Source organism: Enterobacter sp. J49, assembly GCF_002148625.1.
GTDB lineage: Bacteria > Pseudomonadota > Gammaproteobacteria > Enterobacterales > Enterobacteriaceae > Enterobacter > Enterobacter ludwigii.
In genome coordinates this window covers 375,372-393,605 of sequence record NZ_MWPY01000035.1, presented here as the reverse complement: position 1 = coordinate 393,605, position 18,234 = coordinate 375,372, and the positions used below count along the sequence as shown (strand labels likewise).

The 18,234-nt window shown below is 55.2% G+C and carries 17 protein-coding genes and 1 other RNA gene; 6 read left to right on the top strand and 12 right to left on the bottom strand.

The window, feature by feature from the left end:
• Window position 1: 1 nt before the first annotated feature.
• Both BJP35_RS18140 and sdhE read right to left on the bottom strand, forming a co-directional pair.
• Complete coding sequence (locus BJP35_RS18140; RefSeq protein ID WP_014171514.1) at window positions 2–412, bottom strand: protein YgfX; 411 nt, start codon at window positions 410–412, stop codon at window positions 2–4.
• Window positions 393–659, bottom strand: coding sequence for an FAD assembly factor SdhE (gene sdhE, locus BJP35_RS18135; protein WP_003863437.1), 267 nt, complete (start codon window positions 657–659; stop codon window positions 393–395). Before sdhE ends, BJP35_RS18140 begins: the two co-directional genes overlap by 20 nt.
• A gap of 294 nt (window positions 660–953) precedes the next feature.
• Here sdhE and ygfZ point away from each other — a divergent pair, with 294 nt between their 5' ends.
• A complete protein-coding gene (ygfZ, locus tag BJP35_RS18130) occupies window positions 954–1,934 on the top strand; it encodes a tRNA-modifying protein YgfZ (protein ID WP_047743594.1) in 981 nt (326 codons plus the stop codon).
• Between the two features lie 110 nt (window positions 1,935–2,044).
• Here ygfZ and BJP35_RS18125 read toward each other — a convergent pair whose 3' ends face one another.
• On the bottom strand, window positions 2,045–2,704 hold the full coding sequence (locus tag BJP35_RS18125) for a hemolysin III family protein (protein WP_014171517.1): 660 nt from the start codon (window positions 2,702–2,704) through the stop codon (window positions 2,045–2,047).
• A 266-nt stretch (window positions 2,705–2,970) separates the two neighbouring features.
• Between BJP35_RS18125 and BJP35_RS18120 the strand changes: the two genes are divergently transcribed.
• Both BJP35_RS18120 and bglA read left to right on the top strand, forming a co-directional pair.
• Window positions 2,971–3,702 (top strand): MurR/RpiR family transcriptional regulator, encoded by a 732-nt coding sequence (locus BJP35_RS18120; protein ID WP_040018863.1) that lies wholly within the window; start codon window positions 2,971–2,973, stop codon window positions 3,700–3,702.
• Between the two features lie 116 nt (window positions 3,703–3,818).
• A complete protein-coding gene (gene bglA / locus BJP35_RS18115; protein WP_047743596.1) occupies window positions 3,819–5,252 on the top strand; it encodes a 6-phospho-beta-glucosidase BglA in 1,434 nt (477 codons plus the stop codon).
• Window positions 5,253–5,288: 36 nt separating this feature from the next.
• Here bglA and BJP35_RS18110 read toward each other — a convergent pair whose 3' ends face one another.
• From BJP35_RS18110 to BJP35_RS18075, 8 genes are all read right to left on the bottom strand, one after another.
• Window positions 5,289–6,032, bottom strand: coding sequence for an SDR family oxidoreductase (locus BJP35_RS18110; RefSeq protein WP_047743597.1), 744 nt, complete (start codon window positions 6,030–6,032; stop codon window positions 5,289–5,291).
• 75 nt (window positions 6,033–6,107) lie between these two features.
• The gene (gene gcvP / locus BJP35_RS18105) at window positions 6,108–8,981 is read right to left on the bottom strand and encodes an aminomethyl-transferring glycine dehydrogenase (protein ID WP_047743599.1); all 2,874 of its coding nucleotides are present in this window, start codon (window positions 8,979–8,981) and stop codon (window positions 6,108–6,110) included.
• A 125-nt stretch (window positions 8,982–9,106) separates the two neighbouring features.
• Window positions 9,107–9,496, bottom strand: a complete 390-nt coding sequence (gene gcvH, locus BJP35_RS18100; protein ID WP_014171522.1) for a glycine cleavage system protein GcvH — start codon at window positions 9,494–9,496, stop codon at window positions 9,107–9,109.
• Window positions 9,497–9,519: 23 nt separating this feature from the next.
• The gene (gene gcvT / locus BJP35_RS18095; RefSeq protein ID WP_047743601.1) at window positions 9,520–10,614 is read right to left on the bottom strand and encodes a glycine cleavage system aminomethyltransferase GcvT; all 1,095 of its coding nucleotides are present in this window, start codon (window positions 10,612–10,614) and stop codon (window positions 9,520–9,522) included.
• Between the two features lie 430 nt (window positions 10,615–11,044).
• Window positions 11,045–12,247, bottom strand: a complete 1,203-nt coding sequence (gene ubiI / locus BJP35_RS18090) for an FAD-dependent 2-octaprenylphenol hydroxylase (RefSeq protein ID WP_047743603.1) — start codon at window positions 12,245–12,247, stop codon at window positions 11,045–11,047.
• A 12-nt stretch (window positions 12,248–12,259) separates the two neighbouring features.
• Window positions 12,260–13,438: a 2-octaprenyl-6-methoxyphenyl hydroxylase gene (gene ubiH, locus BJP35_RS18085; RefSeq protein ID WP_047743604.1), complete on the bottom strand. Its 1,179-nt coding sequence runs from the start codon at window positions 13,436–13,438 to the stop codon at window positions 12,260–12,262.
• Window positions 13,435–14,748 (bottom strand): Xaa-Pro aminopeptidase, encoded by a 1,314-nt coding sequence (gene pepP / locus BJP35_RS18080; RefSeq protein WP_025203275.1) that lies wholly within the window; start codon window positions 14,746–14,748, stop codon window positions 13,435–13,437. Before pepP ends, ubiH begins: the two co-directional genes overlap by 4 nt.
• Before the next feature lie 31 nt (window positions 14,749–14,779).
• Window positions 14,780–15,358, bottom strand: coding sequence for a YecA family protein (locus BJP35_RS18075; protein ID WP_025203274.1), 579 nt, complete (start codon window positions 15,356–15,358; stop codon window positions 14,780–14,782).
• A gap of 168 nt (window positions 15,359–15,526) precedes the next feature.
• Between BJP35_RS18075 and zapA the strand changes: the two genes are divergently transcribed.
• From zapA to BJP35_RS18055, 3 genes are all read left to right on the top strand, one after another.
• Window positions 15,527–15,856 carry a cell division protein ZapA gene (gene zapA, locus BJP35_RS18065; protein WP_006811891.1) on the top strand — a complete coding sequence of 110 codons (330 nt, stop codon included), beginning with the start codon at window positions 15,527–15,529 and terminating at the stop codon, window positions 15,854–15,856.
• 41 nt (window positions 15,857–15,897) lie between these two features.
• A non-coding RNA gene (gene ssrS, locus BJP35_RS18060) (6S RNA) lies at window positions 15,898–16,081 on the top strand.
• A gap of 25 nt (window positions 16,082–16,106) precedes the next feature.
• The gene (locus BJP35_RS18055) at window positions 16,107–16,703 is read left to right on the top strand and encodes a 5-formyltetrahydrofolate cyclo-ligase (protein WP_032670177.1); all 597 of its coding nucleotides are present in this window, start codon (window positions 16,107–16,109) and stop codon (window positions 16,701–16,703) included.
• Between the two features lie 45 nt (window positions 16,704–16,748).
• Here the strand turns inward: BJP35_RS18055 and serA are convergent, their stop codons facing one another.
• Window positions 16,749–17,981 (bottom strand): phosphoglycerate dehydrogenase, encoded by a 1,233-nt coding sequence (gene serA, locus BJP35_RS18050; protein WP_014171529.1) that lies wholly within the window; start codon window positions 17,979–17,981, stop codon window positions 16,749–16,751.
• Window positions 17,982–18,234 lie beyond the last annotated feature (253 nt).

Sequence of the window (18,234 nt, the reverse complement as noted above, 5' to 3'; positions counted from 1 at the left end):
ATTACTCCTGCGTCAGCTGCTGTAATAACATCCGACGCAGGTCCCGCCACTCAGCGCTATCCATACTGTCCGCGGCCAGCCACAGATGCTGGCGACGCCCGCTGTCCACGCTACGTAGCCGCAGCATCATGCCGGAAGCGATCATCCAGGGCATACCGAGAATTTCCCACTCTTTTCCCTGCCAGCGCAGGCGGGAATCCATCAGTAATTTGATCTCCCCCTGACGGGCATGAATGCGGCGCTGGCTGCGCACGCTGTCAAACACCACAAACGACAGCAACAGCAGCCACAGAGGCGTATAGCTAAGCGGCCACGGCATCAGTAACACAAAGGCCGCGACCAGGCCGTGGAGCAACAACGACATCCACTGCGAGCGCCACGAGACGCGAAGGTCAGATTGCCACAGGACCACGTTCCTGATTCCGTGTTTGAATTAATTGCACCATCCGTTGCAACTCGGTGTCGGCGGGTTTGCCGTGATTCATCAGCCAGTTAAATAAATCAGGATCGTCAGACTCAAGCAGGCGAACAAACAGACGCTTATCATCATCGCTTAAGCTGTCATACTCATATTCGAAGAAAGGCATGATGGAAATATCAAGTTCACGCATGCCGCGACGGCACGCCCAGTGAATACGGGCCTTGTTGTTAATATCCATGTTCTGTTTCCTGCATTACGTTTGGCACAGTCGGCACCCCGTCCAGTGTTCTTGATTTCTCTGCGGGGACACCAGCTAGTGTAACGTGTTTTTGACCGTTTCTTTACTGGAATATTGCGAACCACGAGCGCGCTTCCACAATAAACCCTATAAAGACAGCGGATTACACTATTTTGCGTGGCGCTACGCATAACCGGGTTATGGCACAAATGGCCTGTTGAAAGCGCTTGCAATGCCAGCAGGCTCTTTTACCATTAGGCATTATCAAAGCGTTAAGCAATTCAGGATATCGTTATGGCCTTTACACCATTTTCTCCTCGCCAGCCCGCCGCCTCTGCGCGTCTGCCGCTGACGCTTATTACTCTTGATGACTGGGCGCTGGCGACACTCACCGGTGCAGACAGCGAAAAATACCTGCAGGGCCAGGTAACCGCCGACGTCAGCCAGATGGACGAACACCAGCATCTGCTGGTCGCACACTGCGATCCAAAAGGGAAGATGTGGAGCAACCTGCGCCTGTTCCGTCGCCAGGAGGATTTTGCCTTTATTGAGCGCCGCAGCCTGCGGGACGCGCAGCTCACCGAGCTGAAAAAATACGCGGTCTTCTCAAAAGTCACTATCGCCGCGGATGATGAACACGTTCTGCTGGGCGTGGCAGGCTTCCAGGCCCGTGCGGCGCTGAAAAATCTGTTCAGTGAACTCCCGGATGCCCAGAAACAGGTCGTCAGCGAAGGCGCAACGTCTATCCTGTGGTTTGAACACCCGGCGGAACGCTTTCTGTTAGTCACGGATACCGCGACCGCCGAACGCGTCACCGAGGCGCTGCGTGGTGAAGCCCAGTTTAATAACAGCCAACAGTGGCTGGCGCTGAACATTGAAGCCGGTCTGCCGGTGATTGACGCCGCAAACAGCGGGCAGTTCATTCCTCAGGCCACCAACCTGCAGGCGCTGGGTGGCATTAGCTTTAAGAAAGGGTGCTATACCGGCCAGGAGATGGTGGCACGCGCCAAATTCCGCGGAGCCAACAAACGCGCACTGTGGACCCTGGCGGGCCACGCCAGCCGCGTGCCTGACGCTGGTGAAGATTTAGAACTGAAGATGGGCGAGAACTGGCGCCGTACCGGCACGGTGTTAGCCGCAGTTCAACTGGATGATGGCCGCCTTCTGGTTCAGGCCGTCATGAACAACGATATGGAAGCCGACAGCGTGTTCCGCGTGCGTGACGATGCCAATACGCTGAGCATTGAGCCTCTGCCGTATTCGCTGGAAGAGTAAGGCGTCATTGGCCGGCGACGAGATAAAAAAACGGTAACCTGACGGTTACCGTTTTTTTTTGCTTACTCTCACGAAGAGAGGGCGGAGGCAAGAAGATCAACGTTCTGAAATTAAACCTGCCCCACATAGAGATAAATCGCTAAAAAGTGGCACACGCTACCGCCCAGCACAAACCCATGCCAGATAGCATGATTGTACGGGATACGCTTGCAGACATAGAAAATGACGCCCAGCGAGTAGACGATGCCCCCAACGGCCAGAAGCGTCACGCCCCCTACCGCCAGCTTGATCGCCAGTTGATAAACCACAATCAGCGAAAGCCAGCCCATCGTGAGATAGGTCACCAGCGACAGCACCTTAAACCGGTGCGCAATGGTCAGCTTAAACAGGATCCCCAGCAGCGCCAGGCTCCAGATAACAATCATCAGGCCACGCGACAGCGGCGAGTTAAGACCCACCAGCAGGAAAGGCGTGTAGGTCCCTGCAATAAGAAGATAGATAGCGCAGTGGTCGAATTTCTTGAGCCAGATCTTGGCCCGTTGATGCGGGATAGCGTGGTACAGCGTCGACGCCAGGAACAGCAGGATCATACTCCCGCCATACAGACTGTAGCTGGTGATGGCCATTGCGCTGGCATTCGTATCCACCGCCTGCACCAGCAATAACACTAAACCGACAATCCCAAAAACCAGGCCAATACCGTGGCTAATACTGTTGGCTATTTCCTCAGCCAGCGAATATCCCTGTGCAATTAATGGTCTGCTCACCATACAAAACTCCGGGAAAACTAACGATGAATATTCATCACCTGTCTATGCTAACTGAGAATGATTCCAGTGAACACCTGTTAGCTAAAATAATTTCACAAACATAATTTTTGTCTATAAATCATGAACATAAATAAATTATTCACCTAACATTTGTTCACATTAAAATTTAATCATTAAGAATCAAGGGCATAAAATTGGATCCTGCCGCCTTGCTGCATGTTATGATGGATAAATGAGGTCTGAATGAGAGTTTCGCCATTGTGAGTATGTTCACCCACGCCGCCATTGCCAGTCTCAATAATCTGGAAATGATGGTCTACAACTATGTCATTAAAAATCGTGACAAAGTCATGTACATGACCATCCGCGAGCTGGCGGATGCGGCTGGCGTCTCAACGACCACTATCCTGCGCTTTTGCCGCAAACTCAACTGCGAAGGCTACTCTGAATTCCGCGTGCGCTTTAAGCTCTATTTAGAGCAGAACGAACCTCAGCAGGCAAATTTTGGTGCCAGTGAAATTATCAGCTTCTTTAAAGGCGTTAATAACGAAGAGTTCGATGCTTTATTAGATGAGGCGGTCGATATTATTTTATCTTCCGAACGTATTATATTTGTCGGCGCGGGCACGTCTGGCTCGCTGGCAAAATATGGCGCACGCTTCTTTTCGAATATCGGTAAATTCAGCAACCACATCGACGATCCTTATTTCCCGGTCACCAATGATATGGCTAAAAACGCGCTGGCGATTGTGCTGTCGGTATCCGGTGAAACCGAAGAGATCCTGCGCTTTGCCAGCCAGTTTAGCCTGCATCGCTGCAAAGTGCTCTCCATTACCAGCCACGAGCACTCGCGCCTGGCAAAGCTCGCGGACTTTAACCTCTCCTGGCATGTCCCTCAGACGCGGATAGGCGGCGTGTACGATATCACCACACAAATACCCGTCATCTATATTCTCGAATCGCTTGGCCGGAAACTGGCGAAGAAACTGACAGAATAAAACACCCTGTTTTTTCGATGTGACAAATTACATTTTCAGCGAATTGTTATATCGTGACATTTAATTCCGCTTTGCTAGACTCGAACGCAATATGTCATTTACTGAGAATAGCAGCGATGAAAAAACTTACCCTACCAAAAGACTTTTTATGGGGCGGTGCAGTGGCCGCTCACCAGGTTGAAGGCGGCTGGAACAAAGGCGGTAAAGGGCCGAGCATCTGCGATGTCTTAACGGGCGGTGCGCACGGCGTGCCGCGCGAAATCACGCAGGAAGTCGTGCCGGGGAAATACTATCCTAACCACGAAGCTATCGACTTCCATGGCCATTACAAAGAAGACATCAAGCTGTTTGCTGAGATGGGCTTCAAATGTTTCCGCACCTCTATCGCCTGGACGCGTATCTTCCCGAAAGGGGATGAAACACAGCCGAATGAAGAAGGCCTGAAGTTCTACGACGACATGTTCGATGAGCTGCTGAAATACAATATTGAACCGGTCATTACCCTCTCCCACTTCGAAATGCCGCTGCACCTGGTGCAGGAGTACGGCGGCTGGACCAACCGTAACGTGGTGGATTTCTTTGTGCGCTTCGCAGAAGTGGTGTTTGAGCGTTACAAAAATAAGGTCAAATACTGGATGACCTTTAACGAGATCAACAACCAGCGTAACTGGCGTGCGCCGCTGTTTGGCTACTGCTGCTCAGGCGTGGTTTATACCGAGCATGACAATCCGGAAGAGACCATGTACCAGGTGCTGCACCACCAGTTCGTTGCCAGCGCGCTGGCGGTGAAAGCGGCGCGTCGCATTAACCCGGAAATGAAAGTCGGCTGTATGCTGGCAATGGTGGCGCTCTACCCGTTCTCCTGTAAACCAGAGGACGTGATGTTTGCACAGGAATCCATGCGTGAACGCTATGTCTTTACCGATGTCCAGCTGCGCGGTTACTACCCATCCTATGTGCTTAATGAATGGGAACGCCGTGGCTTCACCATCCATATGGAAGCGGGTGACGAGCAGATCCTGCGTGAAGGCACCTGTGACTATCTGGGCTTCAGCTATTACATGACCAACGCCGTGAAAGCGGAAGGCGGTACTGGCGATGCTATCTCAGGCTTTGAAGGCAGCGTACCGAACCCGCATGTGAAAGCCTCTGACTGGGGCTGGCAGATTGACCCGGTGGGTCTGCGCTATTCCCTGTGCGAATTGTACGAGCGTTATCAGAAACCGCTGTTTATCGTGGAAAACGGCTTTGGCGCCTACGACAAAGTAGAAGAAGACGGCAGCATCAATGATGACTACCGCATCGACTACCTGCGTGCGCACGTGGAAGAGATGATGAAAGCCGTCACGTATGATGGCGTGGATCTGATGGGTTATACCCCGTGGGGCTGCATCGACTGCGTGTCGTTCACTACCGGCCAGTACAGTAAGCGCTACGGCTTTATTTATGTGAACAAGCACGACGACGGTACCGGCGATATGTCACGCTCGCGGAAAAAGAGCTTTAACTGGTACAAAGACGTGATTGCCAGCAACGGCGAGACGCTTTAACGCTTTTCTCCTCTCCCCGATGGGGAGAGGAGACGTTTATTTCCCACCCGCCAGTTCAATAAAACTTCCCGTCACATACGAGGCTTTCTCGCTCAGCAGCCAGACAATCGCCTGCGCCACCTCTTCCGGCTGACCGCCACGCTGCATAGGCAGCATGGATTTGATCCTATCCACCCGGCCCGGCTCACCGCCAGATGCATGAATCTCGGTGTAAATCAGCCCGGGACGCACGCAGTTTACGCGGATCCCTTGCGCTGCCACTTCCAGCGATAATCCCGTCGTCAACGAATCGACAGCACCTTTGGACGCGGCGTAATCCACATATTCACCCGGAGCACCGAGGCGCGATGCCGCGGATGACACGTTCACGATCGCGCCGCCTTTGCCACCATGTCTGAACGACATGCGTTTTACCGCTTCGCGGCAGCAGAGGAAATAACCGGTCACGTTCGTGGCTAACACGCGGTTGATCCGTTCAGCGGAGAGGTGTTCAATCGTGGATTGTTCAAACAGGATCCCGGCGTTGTTCACCAGTGCGGTAAGCGGTCCGGCTTCACGATCGATACTGTCGAACATTGCCAGCACCTGAGCTTCATCACTGATATCTGCACGCACGGCAAACGCGGTGCCCCCCGCGTCGGTAATCATCGTGATCACATCCGTCGCGGCTTTAATGTTGTGGTGATAGTTCACCGCCACGGTGTAGCCTTCGCGCGCCAGTTGCAGCGCGGTAGCTTTACCAATACCGCGGCTGGCGCCGGTGACCAGTGCAATTGCCATCTATGTCTCCTTATAAAAAAAGCCGGGTAGCGTTAACGCTGACCCGGCCTGTAACACGTTATAACCGCGGAAAGATTACTGGTATTCGCTCATTGGCACACAAGAGCAGAACAGATTACGGTCACCGTAGACGTCATCGAGACGTTTCACGGTCGGCCAGTATTTGTTTGCTATGCCAGCCGGGAACACCGCCTGCTCACGGGTATAATCGTGCTCCCACCCGGAGACCAGCTCATTCTGGGTGTGCGGTGCGTTAACCAGCGGGTTATCAGCCAGCGTCCACTCACCGGCTTTCACGCGGTCGATTTCAGCGCGGATAGCCAGCATCGCGTCAATAAAGCGGTCCAGCTCAACTTTGCTTTCAGACTCGGTGGGTTCAACCATCAGCGTACCCGCCACCGGGAACGACATGGTTGGCGCATGGAATCCGTAGTCGATCAGACGCTTAGCAATATCCAGCTCGCTGATACCGGTCTCTTCTTTCAAAGGACGGATATCGAGGATGCACTCGTGCGCCACGCGACCATCACGGCCCGTGTAGAGCACCGGATACGCTTCTTTCAGACGCGTTGCGATGTAGTTAGCATTGAGGATAGCCACCTGGCTTGCCTGCTTCAGCCCTTCCGCGCCCATCATGCGGATATACATCCAGCTGATGGGCAGGATTGAGGCGCTACCGAACGGTGCCGCAGAGACCGCGCCCTGACGGGTCAACATGCCTTCAATCTGCACTACGCTGTGGCCTGGGACAAACGGCGCCAGGTGTGCTTTCACACCGATTGGGCCCATACCCGGGCCGCCACCGCCGTGTGGAATACAGAAGGTTTTATGCAGGTTCAGGTGCGACACATCCGCGCCGATAAAGCCCGGAGAGGTAATGCCAACCTGTGCGTTCATGTTTGCACCGTCGAGATAAACCTGACCGCCGAACTGATGGACGACTTCACACACTTCACGGATGGTCTCTTCGTACACACCGTGGGTGGACGGGTAGGTCACCATGATGCAGGAGAGTTTTTCGCCCGCCTGCTCGGCTTTCGCACGCAGATCGGCCAGGTCAATATTGCCATTCTTGTCGCAGGCCACCACCACCACTTCCATACCCGCCATCTGGGCAGACGCCGGGTTGGTGCCATGCGCAGAACTCGGAATCAGGCAGATATCGCGATGCCCTTCATTGCGGCTTTCGTGATAGTGACGAATTGCCAGCAGGCCCGCGTATTCCCCCTGCGCCCCGGAGTTTGGCTGCATGCAGAGTGCATCGTAACCGGTCAGCTTCACCAGCCAGTCGGAGAGCTGGTTGATCATCAGATGGTAACCTTCCGCCTGCTCTGGTGGGCAGAACGGGTGCAGCTCGGAAAATTCAGGCCAGGTGATTGGGATCATCTCTGCCGCAGCGTTCAGCTTCATGGTGCAGGAGCCCAGCGGGATCATCGCCTGGTTCAGCGCCAGGTCTTTGCGCTCCAGAGAGTGCATATAGCGCATCATCTCGGTTTCGCTGTGGTAGCGATTGAACACCGGGTGAGTCAGGATCGCATCATCACGCAGCATGCTTTCCTGGATAGAGCGGCTGTCGAGCGCGACATCTTTATCGAGCGTATCAATATCCAGGCCGTGCGCATCGCCCAGCAAGACGTTAAACAGGTTTACGATATCTTCGCGGGTAGTGCTTTCATCCAGGGTAATGCCTACCGCGTTATGGATGTCGCTACGCAGGTTGATCTCTGCCGCGTCAGCACGAGCCAGCACCGCGGCTTTGTCTGCCACTTCAACGCACAGCGTGTCAAAGTAATGGGCGTGGCGCAGTTTCAGGCCTTTCTGCTGCAGACCGCAGGCCAGAATATCCGCCAGACGGTGAATACGGCTGGCAATGCGTTTCAGGCCAACCGGACCGTGGAAGACAGCGTACAGGCTGGCGATATTGGCCAGCAGGACCTGCGAGGTACAGATGTTGGAGTTCGCTTTCTCACGACGAATATGCTGCTCGCGAGTCTGCATTGCCATGCGCAGCGCGGTGTTACCGGCGGCATCTTTTGAAACGCCGATGATACGGCCAGGCATGGAGCGTTTGAATTCATCTTTTGCGGCAAAGAACGCCGCATGTGGGCCACCGTAGCCCATCGGGACACCAAAGCGTTGTGCAGAACCGAAAACAATGTCCGCGCCCTGTTTACCTGGAGCCGTCAGCAGGACCAGCGCCATAAAATCAGCCGCGACGCTGACAACCACTTTGCGGGCCTTCAGCTCAGCAATCAGTGCGCTGTAGTCGTGAACGTCACCGGTGGTGCCGGCCTGTTGCAGCAGCACGCCAAACACATCCTGATGATCGAGGACTTTGTCGGCGTCGTCGACAATCACGTCAAAACCAAAGGTTTCGGCACGGGTACGAACCACATCAAGCGTTTGCGGATGCACGTCCGCTGCCACGAAGAAGCGGTTGGCATTTTTCAGTTTGCTCACGCGCTTCGCCATTGCCATTGCTTCGGCGGCGGCGGTGGCTTCATCCAGCAGTGAAGCGGACGCGATATCCAGGCCGGTCAAATCCAGCGTAACCTGCTGGAAGTTCAGCAGCGCTTCCAGACGGCCCTGAGAAACTTCTGGCTGATACGGGGTGTAGGCGGTGTACCAGCCCGGGTTTTCCAGCATATTACGCAGAATAACCGGAGGTAACTGCACGTTGGTGTAGCCCATGCCAATATAAGACTTATAGCGCTTGTTCAGGCCGGCAATTGCCTTCAGCTCCGCCAGAGCGGCGAATTCAGTGGTGGCTTCACCCACCTGAGGCGGCGTGGCAAGCTGGATGTCTTTTGGCACAATCTGGCCGATCAGTGCATTTAATGAATCCGCGCCAACTGTCTTCAGCATCTCCTGCTGTTGCTGAGCATCCGGCCCAATGTGACGTTCAATGAAGGCGCCACGGTTTTCAAGCTGGCTTAAAGTCTGTGTCATGAGCGATGGTTCCTGAAACGTGCAGTGAATGTGTTTTCTCCCTCTCCCTGAGGGAAAGGGCTGGGGTAAGGGTGTCGTCTGTTCCCCTCACCCTACCCTCCCCCCAAGGGGGAGAGGGTTAAGGCTTACTCGTTTTCTAACAGCGCTTCGTACGCGGTGGCATCCAGCAGCGCGGCGACCTGCGATTCGTCGCTGGCTTTGATCTTGAAGATCCAGCCGCCTTCATAAGGCTCGCTGTTCACCAGCTCCGGGGAGTCGCTCAGGGCGTCGTTCACGGCAACAATTTCACCGCTTACCGGGGCGTAGATATCAGAAGCCGCTTTAACGGACTCGGCCACGGCGCAGTCATCGCCTGCTTCCACGGATGCGCCGACTTCAGGCAGGTCAACAAACACCATGTCGCCCAGCAGCTCCTGCGCATGCTCGGTGATCCCTACGGTGTAAGTGCCGTCCGCCTCTTTGCGCAGCCACTCATGTTCTTTGCTGTATTTCAGTTCTGCTGGCACATTGCTCATTGAAGTTCTCCTGATAAAAATGATTAGGCGACCGGCTTACCGGCGCGAACAAAAATCGGTTTGGTCACGTTGACCGGCATTTCACGGTTGCGGATTTGCACCACTGCCGTTTCGCCAATGCCCGCCGGAACACGCGCCAGTGCAATACTGTAGCCCAGCGTCGGGGAGAAGGTACCGCTGGTGATCACGCCTTCACGTGGGTTGCCGTCAGCATCTGTAAAACGCACCGGCAGCTCGCCGCGCAGCACGCCTTTCTCGGTCATCACCAGGCCTACCAGTTGTTCAGTGCCCTTTTCACGCTGCATTTCCAGCGCTTCACGGCCAATAAACTCACGGTCAGCCGGTTCCCAGACGATGGTCCAGCCCATGTTGGCCGCCAGCGGTGACACGCCTTCATCCATCTCTTGCCCGTAGAGGTTCATACCGGCTTCCAGACGCAGCGTATCGCGCGCGCCCAGACCTGCCGGCTTAACGCCAGCTTCCACCAGCGCACGCCAGAAATCGGCGGCTTTCTCATTCGGCATGGCAATTTCATAGCCCGCTTCACCGGTGTAGCCGGTGGTCGCGATAAACAGATCGCCCGCCTGTACGCCGAAGAACGGCTTCATGCCGTCGGTGGCTTTACGCTGCTCATCGCTGAACAGAGAGGCGGCTTTAGACTGCGCGTTCGGCCCCTGTACGGCGATCAGCGACAGATCATCGCGGACGGTGATGTCGATGGCGTAAGGCTCAGCGTGTTGGGTAATCCAGGAGAGGTCTTTTTCGCGGGTGGCGGAGTTTACAACGAGGCGGAAGAAATCTTCAGAGAAGTAATAGACGATGAGGTCATCAATTACGCCGCCGGAGGCATTCAGCATGCCGGTGTAGAGCGCTTTGCCTGGCGTCTTCAGTTTGGCGACGTCGTTTGCCAGCAGATAACGTAAAAACTCCCGGGTGCGGCTGCCATGCAGGTCGACAATCGTCATGTGTGACACGTCGAACATACCGGCATCGGTGCGCACCGCGTGGTGCTCATCAATCTGCGAGCCGTAGTGCAGCGGCATCATCCAGCCATGGAAGTCCACCATGCGTGCGCCGCATAACACGTGTTGTTCGTACAAAGGAGTCTGTTGAGCCATCTTTTCCTCGTTGAATAAGCAGGGCTGTCTTGCGTTTCGCACACCTGAACAGTGCCACGAAACCCGGCGCCGCGATCGCTTTCTGGACCCCGACGCAAACGTTCTCTTTTACCTGAACTTACCACCGAAACCGGCGATTAACCATAAGGTAAAACGGGTCATCACATTAGCTTATGACCTAAAAACACGAAAAAGCTTACAGAGTTATTCACTGGCAAACTGCGATTAAACCCGCATAAAATTAACATTGCTCTAACAGGATTTAGCAGATGGTGATATTTCATGCGGAAAAACGGGCGGAATTTACGTAACAAAAAAATAGTAAGATTAGATTTTCTAATGCGAAAAATGCGGTGAAATTAGATTATTTCAAACGAGCGAATTTCCCCGGCGCAGAGGCCGGGAAAATAAAGTGTGACGGGGGTCTATATTAGCGCAGCCAGTCCGGCAGGTCGTTAAGACCCATCGCCTGGCGAAGGAGTTGAGGTTTTACGCCCGGAAGGGTATCGGCAAGTTTAAGGCCGAGGTCGCGCAGCAGTTTTTTCGCTGGATTCGCGCCGGCAAACAGCTCACGGAAACCCTGCATGCCTGCCAGCATCAGCGCTGCACTGTGCTTACGGCTGCGTTCGTAGCGACGCAGATAGAGATGCTGGCCGATATCTTTGCCTTCGCGATGCAGGCGACGCAACTCTTCTACCAGCTCTGCCGCGTCCATAAAGCCAAGGTTCACGCCCTGCCCGGCCAGCGGATGGATCGTATGCGCCGCGTCACCCACCAGCGCCAGACGGTGCGCCGCAAACTGACGCGCATAGCGTCCGGTTAACGGGAACACCAGCCGCTCGCTCTCAAGGGTGCATAGCCCAAGACGGTTATCAAACGCGACGCACAGCGCCTGGTTGAATGCCTCGGGAGTCGCCTCCTGCATCTGTTGCGCTTTATCAGGAACCAGAGACCAGACAATCGAACACAGATGTGGATCGCTCAACGGCAGGAATGCCAGAATGCCGTCATTGTGGAAGATTTGGCGCGCCACCCCACCGTGCGGCTCTTCAGTGCGAATCGTTGCCACCAGAGCATGATGGCGATAGTCCCAGAACGTCAGCGGAATATCCGCCTTGTTACGCAGCCAGGAGTTGGCACCGTCAGCGCCCACAACCAGTCGCGCGGTCAGCATGTCACCGCTTTGCAGGGTGATAAAGGCGTCGTTTTCTCCCCAGGCGACCTGCTGGATTTGCGCCGGTGCCAGCAGCGTGACATCGCTGCAGGACTGCGCTTTTTGCCACAGAGCATGGTGAATAACGGCATTTTCGATGATGTGTCCCAGATGGCTGTAGCCCATGCTTTCATCATCAAACGCGATATGACCAAAGCTGTCTTTGTCCCACACTTCCATGCCGTGATAACAGCTGGCACGCTGCGCCACGATCTCTGACCAGACGCCAAGGTGCGTCAGCAACTTTTCACTGGCCGCATTGATTGCCGAGACGCGCAGTTCCGGCGGCGCGTCCTGCGCGACAGGCTGAGGCACGTTTTGCTCCAGTACCGCAACGCGCAGGCCGCTGCCCTGTAAACCACAGGCCAGCGCCAGTCCTACCATTCCGCCGCCAACGATGGCGACATCAACATTTTGCACGGTGATAACTCCTTAACGCGCGACCCAACCAAGAGTCCGCTGCGCCAGCACGTCACGTGCCGGAATGAATAATTCCATCGCCATCAGCCCAAGATTGCGGCCTGCAACCAGGGGTGCCCAGCGATTGGCAAACAGGTGCACCAGACCATCCGTCACACCAATCGTCGCCTCTTTATCTGCCCGGCGTCGCTTCTGGTAATGGCTGAGCACCGACCAGGCACCACAGTCTTTTTGCTCGCTCCACGCCTGCGAAAGCGTTTCTGCCAGGCTCATCACGTCGCGAAGCCCGAGGTTAAACCCCTGCCCGGCGATGGGATGCAATGTCTGCGCGGCATTGCCGACCAGCGCCATGCGATGGGAGATAGACTGCGAGGCGGTGGTCAGCGACAACGGGTATACGCTCCGCTTTCCCGCGTGGGTAATACGTCCCAGCCGCCAGCCAAAGGCTTTTTGCAGCTCGGTACAAAAACGTTCGTCAGACAAGGTCTGTATCTCAGCCGCGTTGTCCTGCGGATGGCACCACACCAGCGAACTGCGATCGTGGGACATGGGCAGCATCGCCAGCGGGCCATGCTGGGTAAAACGCTCAAAAGCGCGGCCGTTGTGAGCGCCCGCTGTCGAAACGTTAGCAATGACGGCCACCTGCCCGTAGGGTTGTTGTCGCCACTCCACGCCGCACTGCGTGCCGAGCGAAGAGCGCGAACCGTTTGCCGCTACCAGAAGCTGGCCTTCAAGGACGGTACCGTTATCCAGCACCACGTTGACCGATGCGTCACTGCGGCTAAAGCTGGCCACACGCGCCGGGCAATGCAGGGTCACGCCTGGCGCATCCTTAAGCAGGCGGAACAGGCGTAACCCGACGTCGTGCAGCTCCACGACCCGGCCCAGCGCATCTATACGGTAATCATGCGCATCCAGAGTAACGAAACCGGCATGACCGCGATCGCTGACGTGAACGGTTTTAATCGCCGTCGCGCAGTCGGCTATCGCCTGCCAGATGCCAATGCGTGAGAGTTGCTGACAGGTACCCTGCGCCAGTGCAATGGCGCGGGCATCAAAACCGGGGTGATCAGAGGCCTCTGGCGCAACGGCCTCCACCAGATGCACCGGCAGTTTTCCCTGCGTAAAATGCGAGATGGCCAGTGCCAGCGTGGCTCCGGTCATCCCGCCGCCAACGATAATCACGCTCATACGCGTGCCGCTGCCATCAGCGCCTCGATATCGTCAGCATTTTTCACGACGCTGGCGGTCAGGTTTTCGTTGCCGGTTTCGGTAATGACGATGTCGTCTTCGATACGAATGCCAATCCCACGGTATGCTTCCGGCACGTCGGCATCCGGCGCGATATACAGCCCCGGCTCAACGGTTAATACCATGCCTGGCTCAAGCACGCGGGAACGATCGGCACCGTATGCCCCCACGTCATGCACATCCAGCCCTAGCCAGTGGCTCAGGCCGTGCATAAAGTACGGACGATGCGCGTTCTCGGTAATCAGGGTATCCACGTCGCCTTTCAGGATACCGAGCTTCACCAGACCGGTGATCATGATGCGCACCACTTCGCCGGTCACTTCCTGAATGGACGTGCCTGGACGGTACAGCCTGAGCGCCGTCTCGAGCGATTCGAGGACGATGTCATACACCGCGCGCTGTGCGGGGGTGAATTTACCGTTCACCGGGAACGTACGGGTAATATCGCCCGCATACCCCTGGAATTCGCATCCGGCGTCAATCAACACCAGATCGCCATCGCGCAGCGCACTTTCGTTTTCGGTGTAGTGCAGAATGCAGCCGTTTTCACCGCCACCGACAATGGTGTTGTAAGAAGGATAACGCGCGCCGTGGCGGTTAAATTCGTGATGAATTTCCCCTTCCAGCTGGTACTCAAACATTCCCGGGCGGCACTTCTCCATAGCGCGGGTGTGCGCCAGCGCGCTGATTTCACCCGCGCGGCGCATCACGTCCAGCTCTTCCGGCGATTTGAACAAACGCATCTCATGCACCACCGGACGCCAGTCCGTCAGGGTGGCCGGGGCGGACAGATTCTGCCTCGAACCTTTGCGCAGCTTATCCAGAGCGGTAAAGACAATCTCATCGGCATACGCATACTCGCCCTGCGCGTGGTAAAGCACATCCAGGCCATTCAGCAGTTGATAGAGCTGCTGGTTGATCTCACTGAATGCCAGCGCCCGATCCACCCCCAGCTTCTCTGGCGCAGCCTCTTGCCCTAAGCGGCGGCCAAACCAGATTTCGGCTGTGAGATCGCGAACGCGGTTAAAAATCACGCTGTGGTTGTGGGTGTCATTACTCTTAATCAGCACCAGTACCGCTTCCGGCTCGTTGAAGCCGGTGAAGTACCAGAAATCGCTGCTCTGGCGATAGGGGTATTCGCTGTCGGCGCTGCGCGTCACTTCTGGCGCAGCAAAAATCAGCGCGGCGCTGCCCGGCTGCATATTGGCCAGCAGCGCCTGACGACGGCGCGAATACTCTTGATTTGAGATAACCATGACACCCTCCTGTGCGTTATTTTTCTTAATGTAAGGTTGGCTTGCGGACTTCCGGCGCGGTCGGCTGCGAACGCGTAAAGTGGTCGTGGCACAGCAAAGCAGCAACGCGAACGTATTCGATGATCTCTTCGAGAGACATTTCCAGCTCTTCCTGGTCTTCGTCTTCATCGTAGCCCAACTGCGCAATGTTACGCAGATCGTCGATCGCCTCACCCGCTTCGCCGGTCACTTTATCGAGTTTCGGCTGCGTGACGCCCAGCCCCAACAGGTAGTGGTTGACCCAACCTGCGAGCGCATCGGCACGATCGAAGACGCTGACGTCATCGCCTTCAGGCAGATAAAGCTGAAAAAGGAAGCCATCGTCTTCCAGCGAATCGCTGATCGCGGAGTGCATTTTACGCACGGCTTCCGCCAGCTCGTGACCAAACGCCAGCCCTTCGTTCGTCAGGTCGTGGATCAGCGGCTGCCATGAGCTGTCGCTGTTTCCGCCGCACAGCATGCCACTGATCAGACCGTGCATTTCCGCAGAGGTTAAACCGACTCCCTGCTGGTTCAGTAACTGGTTTAAATCCTTGTAACCAGGCATTTCGTTCTGTATAGACATGCGCATTCGTCATCGTTGGGAGGAATATTCATGATATGCTACCACTTTGGACCCTGGTGATACCAGAAAAGGGCTTGTATCTTCACATCAGGGTAGCTATAGTGTCGCCCCTTCGCAGCCCCCGGGGCAGTAAGCGAAGGCAGCGCAGTCAATCAGCAGGAAGGTGGCATGTCTGCACAACCCGTCGATCTCCAGATTTTTGGCCGTTCACTGCGAGTGAATTGTCCGCCTGAACAAAGGGATGCCTTGAATCAGGCTGCGGACGATTTGAATCAGCGGTTGCAAGATCTCAAAGAACGCACTAGAGTCACAAATACTGAGCAGCTGGTTTTCATCGCCGCGTTGAACATCAGTTATGAACTGACTCAGGAAAAAGCGAAGACCCGCGATTACGCGGCAAGCATGGAGCAGCGCATTAAAATGCTCCAGCAGACCATAGAACAGGCATTGCTTGATCAAGGTCGCAATCCCGAAAGACCGGGACCAAAGTTTGAATAACACTTCTCAGTTGACTATGGTAGAGTAACTGTGAAGACAAAATTTCTCTGAGATGTTCGCAAGCGGGCCAGTCCCCTGAGCCGATATTTCATACCACAAGAATGTGGCGCTCCATGGTTGGTGAGCATGCTCGGTTCGTCCGAGAAGCCTTAAAACTATGACGACACATTCACCTTGAACCAAGGGTTCAAGGGTTACAGCCTGCGGCGGCATCTCGGAGATTCCCTCTCTTTTTCTTCTACCGACTACCATGACCCAACTCCCTGAAGTCTCTTCCTCACGCCAGGACATCCGTCAGCTCATGCGTCAACGCCGTCGTGCGTTAACTCCCGAACAGCAAGCACAGTTTGCCCAGCAAGGCGCAGCCCGTATGATGGCCTATCCCCCTGTTGTGATGGCGCGTACCGTCGCCCTGTTCCTCTCGTTTGATGGCGAGCTGGATACTCAACCGCTGATCGAACAGCTGTGGCGCGCCGGGAAGAGAGTGTACCTGCCGGTGCTGCATCCGTTTAGCCAGGGAAATCTGCTGTTTTTACACTACCATCCGCACAGCGAACTGGTGGTGAATCGTCTGAAAATCACCGAACCAAAACTCGACGTCCGCGACGTCCTCCCCCTCTCAGAACTGGATGTGCTGATCACGCCGTTGGTGGCGTTTGATGAGCAGGGTCAGCGCTTAGGGATGGGTGGCGGTTTTTATGACAGGACGCTGCAAAACTGGCAGCAGTATCATTTACAGCCTGTGGGGTACGCACATGACTGTCAGGGCGTGGAAGCCTTGCCGGTAGAGAAGTGGGATATTCCGCTGCCTGCGGTAGTGACGCCGGGCAAAACCTGGCGCTGGTAAAATAAAGCCGGGTAGCGACCCGGCTTTATGCTCACAGAAACAGAATCAGTACAGCAGACGGGCACGAATGGTACCCGGAATAGCCTTCATGCTCTGCAGCGCTTTTTCCGCTACATCTTCGTCCGCTTCAATATCAATCACCACGTAACCCATCTGAGAGTTCGTTTGCAGATACTGTGCGGCAATGTTGACGCTCTGCTCGGCAAAGATCTGGTTGATCGCAGTCAGCACGCCCGGACGGTTTTCATGGATGTGCAGCAGACGACGGCCACCGTGCAACGGCAGAGACACTTCCGGGAAGTTCACGGCAGAGAGCGTAGAACCGTTGTCGGAGTATTTGCTCAGCTTGCCCGCGACTTCCAGACCGATATTTTCCTGCGCTTCCTGCGTCGAGCCGCCGATGTGCGGCGTCAGGATCACGTTGTCGAATTCGCACAGCGGAGAGGTGAACGGATCGCTGTTGGTAGCAGGCTCAGTCGGGAAGACGTCAATTGCCGCCCCCGCCAGATGCTTACGCTTCAGCGCATCGCACAGTGCCGGAATATCGACAACCGTACCGCGCGCGGCGTTGATCAGCAGTGAACCTGGCTTCATCAGCGCCAGTTCCTCAGCACCCATCATGTTTTTCGTCGACGCATTTTCCGGCACATGCAGGCTGACCACGTCGCTCATGTTCAGCAGGTCAGAGAGGTGTTGAACCTGAGTGGCGTTGCCCAACGGCAGTTTGCTTTCGATATCATAAAAATAGACATGCATCCCCAGGGATTCAGCCAGGATCCCCAGCTGAGTACCGATGTGACCATAGCCGATGATACCGAGCTTTTTACCACGGGCTTCGTATGAACCCGCAGCCAGTTTGTTCCACACGCCGCGGTGCGCTTTGGCGTTAGCTTCCGGAATACCACGCAGTAACAGCAGCAGCTCGCCAATCACTAACTCCGCCACGGAACGGGTGTTGGAGAACGGGGCGTTAAAGACAGGCACACCGCGTTTTGCGGCGGCATTCAGGTCAACCTGGTTGGTACCGATGCAGAAACAGCCGATGGCAACCAACTTTTCCGCCGCGGCAATCACGTCTTCAGTCAGTTGGGTACGGGATCGCAGGCCAATGAAATGGGCATCACGGATGGACGCTTTCAGCTCTTCGGTGTCCAGCGCGCCTTTGTGAAATTCGATGTTGGTGTAACCTGCTGCACGAAGGCTATCAAGCGCTTTCTGATGCACGCCCTCAACCAGCAGGAATTTAATCTTGTCTTTCTCCAGTGATACCTTTGCCATTTACCTTACCCGACCCTGTTTTTGTCTGAACTGATGTTGTGCTGGATTTAAATCCGCTGTAGCCAACATATCAAAAAAAACTATTGCAGCAATATGAACGTTTGCGTCGGCACTCTGAAGAAAAGTCATACAGAGCAAAATGGCAGAGGAAAATGCTGTAGAAATTTGCGAATGCGGCAGGATCGGCAAACGAGGGGTAAAAAGCGTGACACAAGTCACCGAATTTAGCTTTTCAAAATTTTTTTAGCGGGGG